Annotated in this window: 16 protein-coding genes; 8 read left to right on the forward strand and 8 right to left on the reverse strand. The window is 40.5% G+C overall.

Annotated elements, in window-relative coordinates:
* The first annotated feature begins 1 nt into the window (after position 1).
* The 3 genes from H6G26_RS10095 to H6G26_RS10105 all read left to right on the forward strand — a co-directional run bounded on the left by H6G26_RS10095 (position 2) and on the right by H6G26_RS10105 (position 4,099).
* Complete coding sequence (locus H6G26_RS10095; RefSeq protein WP_190729119.1) at positions 2 to 1,789, forward strand: diguanylate cyclase; 1,788 nt, start codon at positions 2 to 4, stop codon at positions 1,787 to 1,789.
* A 748-nt stretch (positions 1,790 to 2,537) separates the two neighbouring features.
* Complete coding sequence (gene dapB, locus H6G26_RS10100) at positions 2,538 to 3,374, forward strand: 4-hydroxy-tetrahydrodipicolinate reductase (RefSeq protein WP_190729120.1); 837 nt, start codon at positions 2,538 to 2,540, stop codon at positions 3,372 to 3,374.
* Positions 3,375 to 3,406: 32 nt separating this feature from the next.
* Positions 3,407 to 4,099, forward strand: a complete 693-nt coding sequence (locus H6G26_RS10105) for a phosphate ABC transporter permease (RefSeq protein WP_190729121.1) — start codon at positions 3,407 to 3,409, stop codon at positions 4,097 to 4,099.
* Positions 4,100 to 4,232: 133 nt separating this feature from the next.
* Here the strand turns inward: H6G26_RS10105 and H6G26_RS10110 are convergent, their stop codons facing one another.
* Entirely contained in the window at positions 4,233 to 4,862 is a 630-nt protein-coding gene (locus H6G26_RS10110) for a precorrin-8X methylmutase (protein WP_190729198.1), read from the reverse strand.
* A gap of 135 nt (positions 4,863 to 4,997) precedes the next feature.
* Positions 4,998 to 5,807, reverse strand: a complete 810-nt coding sequence (locus tag H6G26_RS10115) for a TPM domain-containing protein (RefSeq protein WP_190729122.1) — start codon at positions 5,805 to 5,807, stop codon at positions 4,998 to 5,000.
* A 376-nt stretch (positions 5,808 to 6,183) separates the two neighbouring features.
* On the opposite strand from H6G26_RS10115, the gene H6G26_RS10120 reads away from it, so the two are divergent.
* Positions 6,184 to 6,501: a DUF2281 domain-containing protein gene (locus H6G26_RS10120; RefSeq protein WP_190729123.1), complete on the forward strand. Its 318-nt coding sequence runs from the start codon at positions 6,184 to 6,186 to the stop codon at positions 6,499 to 6,501.
* A gap of 2 nt (positions 6,502 to 6,503) precedes the next feature.
* Entirely contained in the window at positions 6,504 to 6,758 is a 255-nt protein-coding gene (locus H6G26_RS10125; protein ID WP_190729124.1) for a type II toxin-antitoxin system VapC family toxin, read from the forward strand.
* 165 nt (positions 6,759 to 6,923) lie between these two features.
* Here H6G26_RS10125 and H6G26_RS10130 read toward each other — a convergent pair whose 3' ends face one another.
* From H6G26_RS10130 to H6G26_RS10140, 3 genes are all read right to left on the reverse strand, one after another.
* A complete protein-coding gene (locus H6G26_RS10130) occupies positions 6,924 to 7,463 on the reverse strand; it encodes a DUF948 domain-containing protein (RefSeq protein ID WP_190729125.1) in 540 nt (179 codons plus the stop codon).
* Positions 7,464 to 7,474: 11 nt separating this feature from the next.
* On the reverse strand, positions 7,475 to 7,825 hold the full coding sequence (locus tag H6G26_RS10135) for a YtxH domain-containing protein (RefSeq protein ID WP_190729126.1): 351 nt from the start codon (positions 7,823 to 7,825) through the stop codon (positions 7,475 to 7,477).
* 235 nt (positions 7,826 to 8,060) lie between these two features.
* Positions 8,061 to 8,396, reverse strand: coding sequence for a hypothetical protein (locus H6G26_RS10140; protein WP_190729127.1), 336 nt, complete (start codon positions 8,394 to 8,396; stop codon positions 8,061 to 8,063).
* Positions 8,397 to 9,288: 892 nt separating this feature from the next.
* On the opposite strand from H6G26_RS10140, the gene H6G26_RS10145 reads away from it, so the two are divergent.
* Positions 9,289 to 10,284 (forward strand): zinc ABC transporter substrate-binding protein, encoded by a 996-nt coding sequence (locus H6G26_RS10145; RefSeq protein WP_190729128.1) that lies wholly within the window; start codon positions 9,289 to 9,291, stop codon positions 10,282 to 10,284.
* A 90-nt stretch (positions 10,285 to 10,374) separates the two neighbouring features.
* Here the strand turns inward: H6G26_RS10145 and H6G26_RS10150 are convergent, their stop codons facing one another.
* Positions 10,375 to 10,908, reverse strand: coding sequence for a DUF4330 domain-containing protein (locus H6G26_RS10150; protein WP_190729129.1), 534 nt, complete (start codon positions 10,906 to 10,908; stop codon positions 10,375 to 10,377).
* A 378-nt stretch (positions 10,909 to 11,286) separates the two neighbouring features.
* On the opposite strand from H6G26_RS10150, the gene H6G26_RS10155 reads away from it, so the two are divergent.
* Complete coding sequence (locus H6G26_RS10155; RefSeq protein ID WP_190729130.1) at positions 11,287 to 12,150, forward strand: M48 family metalloprotease; 864 nt, start codon at positions 11,287 to 11,289, stop codon at positions 12,148 to 12,150.
* Between the two features lie 102 nt (positions 12,151 to 12,252).
* Here H6G26_RS10155 and H6G26_RS10160 read toward each other — a convergent pair whose 3' ends face one another.
* Complete coding sequence (locus tag H6G26_RS10160; RefSeq protein ID WP_190729131.1) at positions 12,253 to 13,008, reverse strand: metallophosphoesterase family protein; 756 nt, start codon at positions 13,006 to 13,008, stop codon at positions 12,253 to 12,255.
* A gap of 251 nt (positions 13,009 to 13,259) precedes the next feature.
* Here H6G26_RS10160 and H6G26_RS10165 point away from each other — a divergent pair, with 251 nt between their 5' ends.
* A complete protein-coding gene (locus H6G26_RS10165) occupies positions 13,260 to 13,544 on the forward strand; it encodes a DUF2470 domain-containing protein (protein WP_190729132.1) in 285 nt (94 codons plus the stop codon).
* Between the two features lie 61 nt (positions 13,545 to 13,605).
* On the opposite strand, the gene H6G26_RS10170 is transcribed toward H6G26_RS10165, so the two are convergent.
* Positions 13,606 to 16,752, reverse strand: coding sequence for a plasmid replication protein, CyRepA1 family (locus H6G26_RS10170; RefSeq protein WP_190729133.1), 3,147 nt, complete (start codon positions 16,750 to 16,752; stop codon positions 13,606 to 13,608).
* Positions 16,753 to 16,947 lie beyond the last annotated feature (195 nt).

The following is a 16,947-nucleotide window of genomic DNA, read 5'->3' on the forward strand; positions in this document are numbered from 1 at the left end:
TATGCAGTACTCTCCTTTGGGCAGTATCCGTACAAAGTTGATCGCCTCGTTTCTCATTGTTGCTTTGATTCCGTTGCTGTTATTGGCATTTATCAACAAACAGACAACTGAAAAAGCACTAACTGAGAACGCTCAACAAGCCCTATCTGCGGCGGCTAACGAAACTAGTAACAGAATAGATGCTTTTATTGATGGAAATCTCAATGCTGTGCGTGTAGAGGCGATTTTACCAGGTTTGGCACGCTACCTCAGCCTAACTCCAAAACAGCGAGATGACAGCCCCGAAATGCAATTGGCTACAGAAACATTAATCCGTCTCAGCCGCAAAGATATGCTCAATATTCTCTCCTATGCTTTGCTCGACTTAAACGGAAAAAATGTATTGGATACATATACATCGAACATTAGCCAAGATGAATCAGTTCAAGACTATTTTAAAGAACCACTGCAAACTGGATTATCCTTTGTTTCTAGCATGAAGCAATCGCCGAAAATTCCCGGCCTTGTTACCCTCTTTTTTAGTAGTCCGGTTCGCAATGCCAAGGGAGATATATTAGGTGTATTACGTGTTTCATACAATGCTACTGTTGTCCACCAGTTAGTAACTCGACAAACTGAAAGGGCTGGGGCAAAATCTTTTGCTATTCTTTTAGATGAAAATAATATTTATTTGGCACATAGCACTGCACCACAACTACTTTTTAAATCAATTGTGCCTCTGTCGTTAGATGTTCTAACTCAACTACAAAGAAAAGAGTATTTACCTAATTCTCCTATTAAACAATTGGCAAGTAATGAGTCAAAACTTAAGCAAGCATTAGATAATGAACAGTCCTATTTAATTGCATCTTTGGAAGCAACAGGTAATCAGGTCAATATGATTGCGATCGCTCGTTTAAAATATAAACCTTGGTCTGTGTTGTTCGCACAGCCCCTTGCTGTTGCCCTAGCACCTGTAGAAAAGCAAATTCACGACACAATGTTGCTATTTGCAATTATCGCTTCAGTAGTGACATTCATCGCTTGTGTCATTGGACAACTGCTAACAAAGCCAATAATTTACCTGACCAATATAGTTTTCCAGTTTACCGCAGGTAACTTAGATATCCGCGCCAAAATTAGCTCAAAAGACGAAATAGGTCAACTGGCGAAATCGTTTAATAACATGGCACTTCAGTTACAAACATCTTTTGAAACTTTGGAACAACGGGTACAAGAGAGAACAGCAGAGTTAGTAATTGCTAAAGAAAAAGCAGAAAATGCAAATCAGAAATTAGAACAACTAGTAAATCTAGATGGTTTGACTCAGGTGGCTAACCGTCGCTGCTTCGATGAACGACTGCAAGCAGAATGGAAACGCCTTGCACGAGAACAACAACCCTTGTCATTGATTTTATTTGATGTTGATAAATTCAAACTTTACAATGACTACTATGGTCATCTTAAAGGTGATGATTGCCTAATCAAGATAGCGCAAACAATGCAACAGATCCTTCATCATCGTCCTGCTGATCTAGTAGCACGTTACGGAGGAGAAGAATTTTTGGTACTCCTCCCCAATACAGATTTAGTAGAAGCGATCAAAGTAGCACAAAGTATTCAACAAGCGATTCAAAATCAGGCCATTCCCCATGCACAGTCTGATATTAAAAATATCGTCACACTGAGTTTGGGTATTACTTCTGTTATACCCACTTGCGACATCAAGCCAGATACACTCATCGCTTCAGCCGATAAAGCACTGTACAATGCCAAACAAAAAGGGCGCGATCGCTATTGTACTCATTAGATTGATCATGCCGTATGCGACTTTCTCTCAAACCTAACCGATCACTTCAAACAACAACTCTGGAGAGTTCAACGAGAACACAAAAAACCCCGACTTGATAGCCGAGGCAGATGGGAGAAGTCTAAATGTCGATGAGAGATAGCTATATCGAAATCTGCTTTTCTTAGCTAACACCAGTTAGATAGTTGAGTTTGGTTTTTGCTAAGTTATGTAAATAAATATAACAACAATATTACAAATAGTCAACTGGACTTGACAGAAAAAGGCTGATAGCCGTTATAAGACCTACTTATCAAGAAAGGCAGAGGGCAGATCGCGCAGCGTGTCGTAGACAAGGCAGGAGGCAGAAGGAATACTGTTTTCTGCTCTCTGCCCGTGACCAAGAGAACTTGGGTATAAGACCCCCATCAAATTTTCAATTTGGTGGCTCAAGTTTTAGGAGGGATCAGAATCCCCTTCTAAACAAAACCTTCTGCCCTCTGCCTCCTGCCTCCTGCCTTCTTCAACAGGGATAGTGTGGAATTGTTTTTGGAGATGTGGTGAATGAAGTAGGGAGAATAAAACGGGTTACTAGCTAAGATAGTGGGATGAAAATGAGAACCGATCTGCTTTGGGGAGTAGAAAAACTGAGCAATTAGCTGCATAAATCAGGGTGGTCGGAATTAAGCCAGAGATTAGAAAAGCTAGCGACTAGATCACCAAAGTCTTTACAATTCCTTTGTTGGCTACAAAAAGTATTTCTCGACCTATGACGAATCAAGCTCCTATCCCGGTTATTGTCAACGGTGCTGCTGGTAAAATGGGCCGTGAGGTGATTAAGGCAGTGGCGCAAGCGCCTGACTTAAACCTAGTGGGTGCAATTGACCACAGTTTGGAACATCAAGATAAAGACGCTGGAGAATTGGCGGGTTTAAGCGAACCCCTAGAAGTGCCAATTACCAATCAATTAGAACCGATGTTGGGGTATGTAGCTGGCGACAGACAATCTCCTCCAGGGGTGATTGTAGACTTTACTCATCCCGATTCAGTTTATGACAATATTCGTAGTGCGATCGCTTACGGTATTCGTCCTGTAATCGGCACCACTGGGTTAAGTCCAGAACAAATTCAAGACTTGGCAGACTTTGCTGACAAAGCTAGCACTGGTTGTCTAATTATTCCTAACTTTTCCATTGGTATGGTGCTATTGCAACAAGCCGCAGTCGCAGCCTCCAAGTATTTTGATCATGTAGAAATTATTGAACTGCATCACAACCAAAAAGCTGATGCTCCCAGTGGTACTGCCATTCAAACGGCGCAGTTACTTGGAGAATTCGGTAAAACTTTTAACCCTGCTATTGTAGAAGAAACAGAGAAATTACCAGGAGCTAGAGGTAGTATCGCAGATGAAGGGATTAGAATTCATAGCGTGCGCTTGCCAGGATTGATTGCTCATCAAGAAGTTATTTTTGGCGCAGCAGGACAGATTTATACTTTACGACATGATACGAGCGATCGCGCTTGTTATATGCCAGGAGTGCTACTAGCAATTCGTAAAGTCTTAGCGCTAAAGTCGTTAGTATATGGATTAGAAAAGATACTTTAAACACACTATTGGGCATTCATTACTCACCACTCATGTTAGTACCTCTGACTCGCCAAAAACTTGAACAAGTTGTCCCTCTAATTGCCACTGGTTTGCAGTACAAGTACTACTGGGGGAAGTTCTCAAATTTTTTGCAACGGCTGTTAATTTCCGTAGTTGCGGTAGTTGTCATTTTGCTTGTAACAGTCGTTTTCAGGCTTGAGTTTGCTTCAATAGAACTTGTGCTAGGGATAATTAGCGCTTTTTTTTGGTTGTGGTATCCGATCTTTCAAGCAAGTATGCGGAATTTACAATGCCGCCGTTATAAGTACGGCGGCTTTTTCCGTGGTCGAGTGCTAGATTGGTGGATTACAGACCAGTTGGTAGGTAAAACCGAAACAGTCAACAACAAAGGCGAATTGGTGATTGTAGAAAACCGAGAAAAACAGATTAACTTAGAGGTGGGTGATGAAACAGGATTTAGCATTGAGTTTGTAGCACCATTACGTTCTGCCTACAAAGTTATTACTCGTGGTCAAATTGCAGAAATGGTAGTTATGTCAAATCGCCCAGATTTGAGCAGTATTGAAGAATTCAGCGATATATATTTTCCTAGTAGTGATCTGTGGGTTAGCGATTATCCTTATTTACGGCGAGATTTCTTTAACGAAGTTAGTCGCCGCTTGCGTGAAGACAAACAACAAAAGCAAAGGCCGCGCCGACGGCGTCGTAGCGTGGAAGAGTAAACTAGTCACTAATCAAAAGATTTACAAACGAGATAATCCAGGTTCCTTGCTCGGCACTGATTAATAAAAATATCTGGATCTTCAATAATTTTAAAATAGTATTTGCCATAGAAAGTCCATAGAGCCGACGTTTTTAACTTCCCCGATTTCCATCTTGTCCATAGGCTTGCCAAGCTAAATCTACCAATCCATCAACGATCGCAGCAGCTACAACTGCATTACCTTTGCGGCTGTCAATTGTAATGTGAGGCACTAGAGAGTCTTGTAAGCGCCCCTTTGCTTCATCAACATTAACAAATCCGACTGGAGTTGCAATTATCAAAGCAGGTCTAATTTCCTCCGCTTCAATTAAATCCAACAGTGCTGTTAGTGCTGTTTGCGCTTGACCAACTACAAAAATGCCCTCTGGATAACGCTTTGCTAAGGTTTCTATTCCCCATGCTGCCCGAGTTTTTTCTTTTTGAGGGCGTGTTAGTGCGTCCATGCTGCAATACACCGGATTAGCAAAGGTGTTTTGAATCTCGTAGGCAATACCTACTTGTACCATTGGAACATCTACCACAATCGTGGTACGCGCGGCTAGCGCTGCTGCCCCTGCTTGCAAGGCACGCTCAGAGAAACGAACCAAAGACTTATACTCAAAATCAGCTGTAGAGTATATTACCCGACGCACAATCTCATACTCTGCGGGTGAAAAGACATGATTTTCAATTTCACCATCAATGATTGCTAAACTTTGAGCATCAGTTACGTGCCATTCCATCTTCGTTGAGGTTCTCAAATATTAGCTTTCAGCTTATCAGCTTCAGGGAGTTAGGAGTTAAGAGTTAGGAGTTAATTAAAAACTCATAACTCAGCATTGGCTCAATGCCCCGCTACTGCTAACATAACTCAGCACTCATAACTCATTACTGGAAGAAGGCCGACTAAAAACAGGAGATAGGTAGGCAACCAACACGCCAATAAGAAACCCAGAGATATTGCGAACTAAAGGTAGCCAGTCGCTTGTACGTGTTACCACTGGCCCAATGCCAAAGGCAATAAACAAGATTCCCCACAAAGGTGAGAAAATTAAAGCCCATTGCCAAGCGAAAATTTGTCCTTTCTCGCGGGGTTGAGCTGCAAATCCACAAATTATCCCACCAATAACTGAGGTAATCAAGGTGAGAATCCACTGCTCTCGTGGCAGTCCGGGGACAACATTGCAACCACCCTTAAGTAAACAGCCTTTCACTGATTCTAAGGCTTGCAGAATGGCTTGGTCTTCGCCTTGTTCGCGGACAAAGAACAAATTACCGAAGCGGGTTTGCAGTTCTATCCAGAAAGTTCGGGGTAAAAGTTCATAAACAGCATCGCCGACGCTAAAACTGAGGATGTTACCGCCACGAGAATCGGCAACTAGTAAAATGCTTTTGTCATCCAAACCCCAATATTTTATGACTGCCCGACCTGGGGTGCGGTCATATTGAGTTAATACTCGCAATTTCCAGCCCGTATCGGCTTCAAACTGTTCTAAATCTTTGACAAGCTTTTCTTCTTGGAGGACAGGAAGAGATTTTGCTAAGTCTACAACTGGGGTAAAAGTGCTAGGGAGTAACTCAGGATTGTCATAAGCCAGTGCTGGGGGAGAATGCATCACCCAAATTGACCCAGCCAGAAAAAATACTGCAATAGATACCAGAATTCGTCGCCAAAAACAAGATTGCATGAACGTTTTTATACAAATATCAACGGTAAAAGCGAACAAGTTGTTTTAAAAGAGTAGTGGAAAAGTGATACTTCTTTACACTTGTTTACTTTACTCTAATCTAAGGGATCAAAGCAAAGCGTTTTTGGGGAGTGGGAATTGGGAGTAGTATTCGTGATATACAGAGATAAGGCGCATTTTGTCAATCAGTCAAAATACTCAATATCTTTTAATAACAATGATAATCGTGGATGGATAGAGGCTTATTAGTTATACATTTCATGCCTATGGTTGCTTTTTTATTATCATTATCATCAGAAAAAATTAACAACTCAAAATTGACTAAGCCATAGCGAAGTTCCCCATACAATAAAAAATGAATGATTAGAGGTGAGAGATGACTAACAAAGAATTATTAATCCAAGAAATAGAAAATTTACCGCCGGAGTTGCTAACAGAAGCACTCGATTTGATACGTTCTATTAAGGTTAACTATACAAAAAAGGAGTTGGAATTAGGTCAGCTTGAACCTATCCCTCTAAGCGATTCTAGAGAAACTTCTAGTGAGAAAGAGCAACTTACATACCGTCCTGCTTCCGGGCGTTCTATTCTTCGACACGCCAGCACTTGGGAAGGTAACGACTTTGAAGAATGCCTTCAAGCAGTATATGCTACCCGTGGTCAAGCTAAATTTGATGACGAAAACCTATTTTAATAATGCATTTACTTGATACAAATCATTGTAGTGCCATTATTTTAGGTGAGCCAAATGTTATCCGTCGCGTGAATGAAGTTGGAGAAAATAACATTGCCACTTGCGTAATTGTCCAGGGTGAACTGACATTCATGATGGAAAAATCCCAACGCAAGGAAAATAATCTGGCTCGCTTGACAGAATTTTTAGAAGATATTCGTATCTATCATAGTACTTGGTTCATAACAGAAATTTGGGAACAAGCACATTTCTCCTAGAAAGACGGCTTCATTAAAATATGCTTCACCTATTTTCCCAAATTGCCAAATACAATGCCAAAGTTTATCCATAAACAAAAAAATCACTTTTTTTTAAGCTAATGAAATAGTACGTTTTGACACAGCAACAAGGAAGATTAGCAATGCCCCATGCCCTTTTTTTGGTCAATCTTCATCATCAAAATTGTTTTCCCAGCTGGCAGCGTCGTTGTAACCGTCATTAGTGCGGTACACTTCTGCTTTGCTCCGGCGATTTTCTTGCTTGAGTACTTCTCGTTCTCGCAACGTTAGTGGTGGTTTTTCATTGCTTGGCAAGCGATCGCCTGTTCGCCTCGTGGGTTTTTGGCGCGTGAAGTTCCTCCAAGCAGCTTTCGCGCCAATCAAGACGCTGCGTGTACCTACTTGCAGATTTTGAGCCTGTTTTTTGGCACTATCAAGACTTTGATCAACTTGTTTCACAACTTGATTAGCACTTTTTACACCTTCACTGACATCATCAGTTAAGTCAGTAATTTCCAAACCAGTCACACGGATAGCTTCTAGAGTGGGCGGTAACTCCCGCGAGAGTGTATCAAATAGCTTTTCTGCACTACGAGCCGCGCGTGCTAACTCCTGCAAAGCTGGTATTGCCGCCACTAGAACCGCAGTCAAACTTGTGGCGACTAAGAGTAAAGAAAGTCCCAACCAAAACAGGGGGTCAATCACGGTAATATCATTTATGAGCGTTCTAATTGCTGGGGAAGAGAATCTGAGTCTTCAACAGATGTTTGCCGCTTCAAGACTTGGCTTTCTCGTTGGCTGGCATCTACACCTGCTGCGATCGCTTCCCGTAACCTATCTAAAGTCTCATCCCAATTTCGTAATGCGCTAGCAGATAAACGATCTGCCTGGATTTGCACACTCGTTGATAAATCTTCTGCCAATTCTGGGATAGCACTGGCAGATTTTTTCAAAATTTTACGCGTTTCGCGCCCTGTGCGAGGAGCCGCAAGCAATCCGGTTAAAGCACCGATGGTAGCTCCCAGCATCAAACCGCCAAAAAATACTCCAGAACGGTTATTAGACATCTTGTTGTTTCTCTCCTTACACCCATTTTAAGTGGGTTTTCTCTCCTTGTAAGACTCCACCGATTTTATTCAGTTAATCTATCGTGACAAAATTTAAGCCAAAAATGTTGCTTTTATTCATTAATTAAAACCATTAATTACTTATAATTCAAAACTCACAGCGTTTCGTCCGCCCCGTGTCACCGCGTCTCTATGTCAGCCCTAATTATAAATGTTCATGTGAACTTGACATAACTCATTTTGCAACAGTTTTTTTCCCGGATGTTAAATCTAGCCTACGAAAATAACGCTGCCAGATTTGCTGTCCTAGCAAAAGTAGACTGATAATTTGCCGCACTTGTTGGATTTGCATTTGTAGTACTTGATTTTTTTGCCGTAATTTATAAATATTATCGTGGCTGATATAAATATTTTCAGGCGCTTTATTAAGTGCTACATGGGTACAATTTTCATAGGCGGTAAACTGATCTGCTATGTATGCTAGCTGCTGCTTGATCTGCCACATCCGCCAAGCCAGATAGAGTAGTATCAGCGAAATGAGGGTGTTAACGAGGATAACTAAAATTACCATTGTTTATCTTCACAATATCAACTTTGAGAAATTGTTCTATATACTTGACTTGGCTCTTAATTTAATGATCAAGAACTAAAGGATAAAAAGTATGGTATGAAGTACAGCCAAGATTATGGCAACAAAAAACAGTTAGATAATGCTCTAAGCATTATTTAAAGCCTTTACTCGGTGAAAATTAGTTTAACAAAGGCTGATGGCTAAAAAATCGCCAATTCGCCAATTCTGTAACAATGATATGTCCACACCTCGTAAAACCACAGCTACAATTGCCTTATGATTCACGACTCGGTTTGCGAAATCAACCCGTATGCTCAATAAGCCCCAGCATTACTATGTTCCGCTCCTTCTCCTGATAATCCTAGACAATTTGTGACCTTTGTGGAATGTAAGCGCAATGGTGTAGCCCCTTCAATAGACGGTGAGAGAACTACACTACACTCCTTACCGCAGGCTCGCCAGTATCACCTTTATTATTGTGCTTTTACCTCTACCAGTTTTCCACTCTATCGCGTGAAGTTAACTAAAATTTTGCCTGTAAAAACCTCATTAGTAGTCTATAAAGGCAACAATGCTTGGTTTATGGTAAGAAAATCAAGTTCTTTTTTCCCCTCTGCTTTCCCTGCTTGTCTCCACACGTCAGTTTTGGATTGCGAGTACTAGTGGTTTACCGAGCAAAAATTGCTGTATGTGCTGTGGGTATAAAGGAAAAGTGGGAAAGGAAAGAGTTCATTAATTCCTCTTCCTTTAACTTTTATAATTTTCTCAGCCGCGGTCTTACCCATCTTCCCTTAACCTTTAACCTCTTTCTTGTTGAAGGCTTCCCCCTGGTATTTTACTAATCTGTTACTGATAATGATTATTTTTTCTATACATCCAGTAGGAGGTGAGGATGTCAAAAAAGTTACCATCCGCTAATTGCTTACGAACCATTTTTGTTGCTTTGACAATTGGATTTGTTGGGTGTGGAACTCAAGCTGCAAGAACTGCATTCACTCAAACTTCCGCACAGGTAAATGAGAATCTTCCTCAAGTAGTAGCAACCACAAGTGTATTATGTGACTTAACCAAACAAATTGCTGGGAATACAGTTAACCTCAATTGCTTAATTGATCCTAGTGCCAATCCTCAATCTTATAAACCAAAGCCGGAAGATCGTAAAGCCATTGAGCAAGCTAATCTTATTCTTTATAGTGGCTATAATTTAGAACCAAATTTGATCAAATTAATTAAAGCTACTAAAAACACTGCACCTAAAATAGCTGTTGGGCAACTTGCAGTGTCTAAGCCACAACAATTTCAGAAAGGCGGAAAGAAGGTAACGAATCCTCATCTTTGGCACAATACCAAGAATGCTATCAGGATGGTGGAGATAATTAATAGTAACCTGAGAAAATTAGAATCTAGCAATGCAGAAGCTTATACTAACAATACTAAAAGAATCACAAATGAACTCACTCAACTAGATAGCTGGATTAAGTCAAGAATTACTAGTATTCCTGCTAAAGAGCGCAAGTTAGTTACAACCTCTAACGCACTGAGTTATTACGCCAAAGCATATGGTATTCCATTAGCAGGGGGATTGCAAAGTATTAGTACTAACGGAAATTTGACACCTACAACAAAAGTTAAAAATTTGGTTACAAATATTAAACGAGCTAAAGTATCAACAATTTTTTCTGAAGCGGCAATTAACCCTAATTTGCTTGAATCTGTAGCCAGAGAAGCTGAAGTTAACATTTCTGACAGAAAGTTGTATACTGAGGGACTTGGTGAAATAGGAAGCGAGGCAGACACTTATCAGAAAATGATGATTACTAATACACGCACAATTGTAGAAGGTTTAGGAGGAACGTATTTAATGTTTAAAATTAAACCTCCTAAGTAATTCTAGTTTTAATTAATCTGATAAACCGAGCTTTTTAGATTACATAAAATCCGGTTTATCAGTCTATTTTTGAGGACTAAAATGAGAGCGCTACTTGTCTTTTAATCTGATATCAATAACAGTTGCATTGAAGTTGTAGTTAAAGCCTTCCAACTCAAATGGCATTCCAATTTTAACTTTACTATTACCCAGAACTGGACCATTCTCAGTTACCTGGGCTTTGCCATCTAAAGTCAAAAGCAAATCTGTACTAAAATTGTTGGTTTTTGGATCTGGTAATTCTTTAACAGTGCCATCAGGTTGGAAAACATTGACTGTTCTAGGTAGTTGTTGAATGGATTTAATCTCAATCTGCCCGTGGGGTTGATTGCGGATAATCACATTAGTTTTTCCACCTTTTTTTAATCCTTTGTCAAATAGTTGTTCAGGGTCACGGACATTCAAACCACGAACTACTAAGTCTACTTCTATAGGTACTGTTTTTGAGCCGATTTGGGCAACAGAACCAGAAGTGCCAGGAAAGACAAAGATGCCAAATATAACTAGCAGAATTACTAGGGCAGCACCTAAATCTAAGAGGTTGATTTTGCCGAACAAGCGACCTTTTGAATCTAAAATAGCCATAAAAAATTTTACGAGGTAATAGCGAAGTAATTGATTGTAGCAAGAAGGTTTTCGATAGGAACGGCAATTTTACCTATTTGGTAATAACTTAAAGCGGCTTGGTGTTGCGGTTATGCGACAGTTCACAAGTTAGTGCGGCAGCTAACCCTCAAATTTTTGCCCGTTAAGACTGAGGCACCCAGAATGTAATATCTAGTGTTTCAGCTTATCTGTAGAGGGAATCTCCTAATCCTTGAAATACGGTAGATTTGCGTAAATATTATCTGTATTACAACTCCTTTGGTCTTGAGTTAAGAATGCAACTTAGAATACTCTAAATCCGTCTCATAACTTGTCCCATAATTTTATGTTCTCCCGAAATAATCTTTAGAGCGTATTATGTTCAATTGGAAAGGTTTTGTTGCAAGTTACCGTGTGTGGCGGCGTCGCTGGTTTTATCCCCTAATTTCGGTGGTAGTCGCCCTGAGTCTGTGCCTGAGTACACCCCTGCCTGGAAGAACTTTAGACTTCTTGCCTCTTATATTGCAAGGAGTCCAGGTACTTCAGCTTTCTAATATATCCGATCGCCAGGAAACTGATATTGGTAAGCAGATTAATCAGCAAATAGTGGGGGGTCAAGTCAAACTTTACCGGAATTCTGAAGTTAATCGCTATGTAGAACAAATTGGTCGGCGTTTAGTAGCTAATAGCGATCGCCCCAACCTACCATTTACCTTCCAAGTAGTTGATGATGATGCTATTAATGCCTTTGCGACTTTAGGAGGTTATGTATATGTCCACACAGGTTTGCTGAAAGCCGCAGATAATGAAGCAGAACTCGCAAGTGTAATTGCCCATGAAATTGGTCACATTGGCGGGAAACACCTGGTTAAACAGATGCGGCAAAGAGCGATCGCTAGTGGTTTAGCAACAGCAACCGGTTTAGATCGTAATATAGCCGTGGGCATTGGTGTAGACCTTGCCTTGAATCGTCCCCGCAGTCGTCAAGATGAATTTGATGCCGATCAAAGAGGATTACGAACTTTGACACGCGCTGGTTATGCCCAGTCTGGGATGGTTTCTTTTATGCAAAAGCTACTGAAAAAGGGTGGTTCTACTCCGACATTTTTGAGTACGCACCCCGGAACTAGCGATCGCATTGATAACCTCAGACGTGCAATTAAATCGCAACCTAGCAAAGGAAATTATGGGTTGGATAATGCTAGTTATAAAGCTAATATTCGACCATTAGTAAGGTCTTGAGGTATTAGGCATCGGGCATTGGGCATTGGTTATTCCCTTTGTCTCCCTCATCCCCCTCATCCCCCTCATCCCCCTCATCTCGCCATCCATCTCGAATATTGCTTAATTCTTATTGCGGCGATCGACTTTGATTTTGGCTGGATCAACTCTGATCACCCCATCTTCTAAGGGCATAGTACGGAGATAGTTTTTAAAGATGTTAACTTGATAAACCAAGTTATTCGTGACATCCAGTCCAGTCAACCAGCCACTCCGGGGATGATAAGCGCCAGTATCTATATCTAGCCATCCCTGCCCTTGTGCTAGTTTGCCAGGAGAAACACCCGGCAGAGTAAAGGTAATGGTGTGACCGATGATAATAAGCTTATCTGGAAAGTATGGTTTTTCAATGCTATGAAATTCCTCTCGTATCCAGCAAAGTTGATCGGCAGTTTGCTCTCTCACCAACTTGGAAGGGTCAACACCAGCATGAGTTAACCAAATATCCCCCAAGTCGAGATATGTAGGCAAACTCTTGAACCAATCTAGATGATCATCAGGGATTGAAGCTTCATGGTAACTGGCTACGGTAGCTTGCCCCCCACTGTACAGCCATGCTTGCATGGTTGGCGAGGAAGTTCTTTCATTGGTCAGAATGTTTAATAACATCTGCTCATGATTTCCCAGCAAACATGAGTAGTTATGCCGCTTGACAAAATTAACTACTTGTGAACTATGAGGCCCGCGATCAATTAAGTCTCCCAGAAAATAGATTTGATCGTCTGATGTGGGGGCGATCGCCTCCAGCAATGTCATCAAACCTTCATAGTGGCCATGCACATCCCCAATTACAATTCGTCTGGGGCTAATTTCGCTCATTGTCTCTTAGCTTCAATAGTTTGGCTAATACTTCTGCTACAGTTTAAGCTGTCTGGTTTCCGTAATGGAAGGTAAAAATACTGAATAAGTTTTATTTTAATTTAATTATTCCCTCATAAATAAAATTAATTTGTGACAGCAATCAGGTAAAGTGCAGGATCTTGAGTGCTAAGAAAGAAAATCAGCAAATTTCATTCGCGTTTAGCTTAAATTTTAAGCTGTTGCTGTATCGTTCATTTTCTATCTCAATAATGTCTAAAGCTTTTTCTGCTGATATTAGTTCGCGCATCTGTAAGCACATGAATGATGATCATGCTGATGCCATAGTTCTTTATGCTAAGGCTTTTGGTGGTGTAACAGATGCGAGGGCAGCACAAATGCTGTCAATTGATTCACAGGGTATGGATTTAACAGCGGAAGTGAATGGGGAAGCTATACCAGTTCGCATTCAGTTTGATCATCTTTTAGCAGATGCGGAAGATGCCCATCAAACTTTAATTGCAATGGTGAAGCAGGCGCGGGTGAAGACAAATTAGAAATTGGGCTAATTGTATAACTAATGCTTGGCTATCTTTAGACACGCCGTTTCGCTTTACCTTAGCTGTCAAGGATATTGGCTACTGTGGCATAAGCCTTGGTTTGGATAATTTCAAGCTTCCAATCTGAAGAATAATCAGGCAACTCATAGCCAACACTCTTAACATGAGCCAACATTAACTTATCCCGTTGATGCCAGACTGCAAATATTTTATCCCTGCCATCATAAAGTGTTTCTAGGTCGATTTGATAAACCTCATTTACCCGCTTTAGTTTCAAGCCCAGTAAATTTAACAGTCGGCTGAGTATTTTTATTGCTGAAACCTGCTCTTTCTCCCCGACTAAGTTAATCCCAAGCGCTCTTTTAATATGCTTGCTGTGCTGAAAAACAATATTTTTTAGCAATATTAAATCTGGATTACTTTCAATAAATTCTCGTTCTGCTTCGAGAAACTGAAGCATTCCCAAAGCTCTCATAGCCTCAACCTTGAGTGTGTAAGTTTTTAAATCTGGGAGAAAAACTTTACCTTCACCCCAAGACAATTGCTGATGCCATTCTTGCTGATCTCTGACGTGAAAATACTCGCTTTCATGAGTTAGATAATAATGAATTAACAATTGACGATAATATCCTTGGTCATCCTGCAATTTCAGCCAAGGGGTAACTTCTATACCATACCTTTGCCTGAGAACATATTTATTAATTTGGTTGCGTTCTGCATCACTCAAGGAATGTTTCACTAATAGCTGCTCATATTCTACATAATCAATATCTTTAGCATTAGCTACAGCAGTTGCTACTGAGAGTTGATTTTGCTGCTTAATCTCTTTAATTTTGCGTTTAATATCTTTAGCTTTTTGACGGCTTTGCGCCCAATCTTTTTGAACTTTGACAATTTCTAAAATTAATCTTCTGCGGGTAGCTAAATCATCAGCATCAGTTGCCAAAAACGCAAGGCGTAAATCTCGAATAATATTATTGTGAACAGCGTTACTCCGCATCTGAATTTGATGTCCATCAGCAATCAAACCATCTTGCATCGATTGACGGTAGAGGCGGATAGAGGCATTTACCCGTGCAGATAACTTAGCCCAAGTTCGCAAATGAATCGGGTCATGAACTAAAGGTAAATCCACATCTATTTTATGTAGTGGACTAAGCAAAGCTAAGTTTTCTTTTTGATTTTCTTGATACCAATCAGATAGCAAGCGATAATTTGTACTACCACTACCAATTAAGCCAATACCTCGTTTCGCGCACCAGACAACACGCGGCACATCATCCCTCACTCTTGCTAATGCTTGTCTTGCTTCCGAGTCAGGAATTACCCCTTGAAAAATACCATAAACTCGGTCGAAATGTTGGACATCAATACTAATTCCTGTACCAAGGCTAGGGGTAACAAAAACGCCGTCATATTCAGAGATTTTTTGATTGATTGCTGCGATAAAATCAACCGCTTCGTGGCCAGGTGTGTTTGTAGTGTGGCTACTAACTACCAAAGTTTTAGGAAATTGCCTTCGTAATTTTTGTAACCGCTCTTTCAGATAACGTTCAATTGTTTCGCAACTGTAACGCCCAGCGCGGCTATCGGTAGTAACATAACATTTACGTCCAGCAAGTAAATCCAATTCCAGTTGGTGAATTAGCGGTGTTGGGTTCGGCGAATCATAAAAAGTTACATCCCAACCATGCTGAGGTTTCCACTGGTTTAGAACTACCCAAGGTGTTAATTTAATTCCTGCTAATCCCTGTAAATATTCAAGTGATACATCTGATAAATCAGCATCTTGGGCAATCACTAACCCTCCAGTTGTTAAAACTGTGGAAATTAATTGCTGGAATAATTTTAATATTTTTACACGTTTATGTTTACAAGTATTACTATTTAATAGATGCCACAAAGATTGCTCTACTTCATCCAGAATTACTATTGCTCCCCGCCAATTTTCCGGGTTAAGTTTCCAAATAGAATCAACGCACAATCCAAGAGATTGCTGAGGTGAGAGTGAGCGGAGAATGGGAGGAGCGGGGGTAAGTGTTTTATCAATCCTTTTCTTTGTATCTTCTTTATGTGTTCCCCATTGAATACCAATTTTTTCACACAAAAATCTTCCTAGTAGGATTCTGTGAGTAATTAACAAAACAGGTTGATTTATAATTTTTGCTTGCTGAACAACGGCTTGCAGTGCTGTAGTTTTACCTGTTCCTTTTGCTGATTTGACTCCTACTAATCCAGAAGTTGGGAAAGGTATTTCACTTATATAAGGCCGATTCAATGTGAGAGCCGCAGGAATAGTTAACTCAGTGTGGGGTTTGGTTTGAGCAAGATAAATTTCTAAATCAACACTTTGGCGATAAACTTTATCAAAACTAGTTGCACCTTTCGCAACGATAAACTCATCTACTCCTTTTTCGATTCCTGGAAGTTCGATGACTTTAACAGTGCAATTTTTTTGCTGGAATAAGCAACCAAGTTGAGAAATCGCATTATTTACAGCAGCAATTGTTTTAGGTTGAGTTTCAAAATCAAAGCAAATATAAAAACTACGTTTTGTAATTGCAAACGCTGCTAAATCAGGAATTAGCTGACGACGGGTAACTTTGCCAAATTCATCTTTAACAACCCGATAACCACTGGTAATTCCGGGAATAGCAATAGCTGCATATCCTTGCGTTAACAGTGTGGCTGCTTTCTTCACACCCTCGCATAGAATCAGGGAAATATTCTGTTGCATCACCCATTGCCAGAAGCCTTCAGCTTCACCATCAGCAGTAATGATGATATTGTCAGGCATGACGAGATTGTAACGTCCAGCGACTTGCTGCCACACTTGCAGCGTTACTCGCAAACAAAACACCCGCGTTGGCGTGCTGGGGGGATGCTCGTATTTGATAGACTTACCATTGTGATTCTGTCGGGGTTGGTTTGGCTTAAAGCATCCCCATTCCATCATTTGCCAATTATTCAAAGGGTCTAGCCCCGAACACCACCAACCACCTTCAGTGATATGAGCATAACGCTGCAACCATCCACTTTTCACCATTCCGGTATTGGTGCGAGGGAGTAGCTCAGAAATCAATAGGTACTCATAAGCAGTTACGCCTTGGAGTGACCTAAAATTGAGTTGCACTAGGTGTAAGTCTATACCACTACTCTTGACTAATTCTTCAAGGTGTTGGGGGTGTAAATAGTGCAGATGCATAGGGAAAGGCACGAAGGTAAGTCAATGAGATTAAAACATTAACATGCATCTGCTTTTTTTCTATAAGAGAGATTGCGAGGGTTTTATGATCTTTTTTTTACTTCGTTATGGGAGACACATCGGTTCGGACTTTAGTAGGCTATTCTGCCTATTAGATCCCCGAAGTAATAATTTTGTATTGTGATATTTGTTCGC

Origin of the sequence: Nostoc sp. FACHB-888, from assembly GCF_014696655.1 — a bacterium.
Classification (GTDB): domain Bacteria; phylum Cyanobacteriota; class Cyanobacteriia; order Cyanobacteriales; family Nostocaceae; genus Nostoc.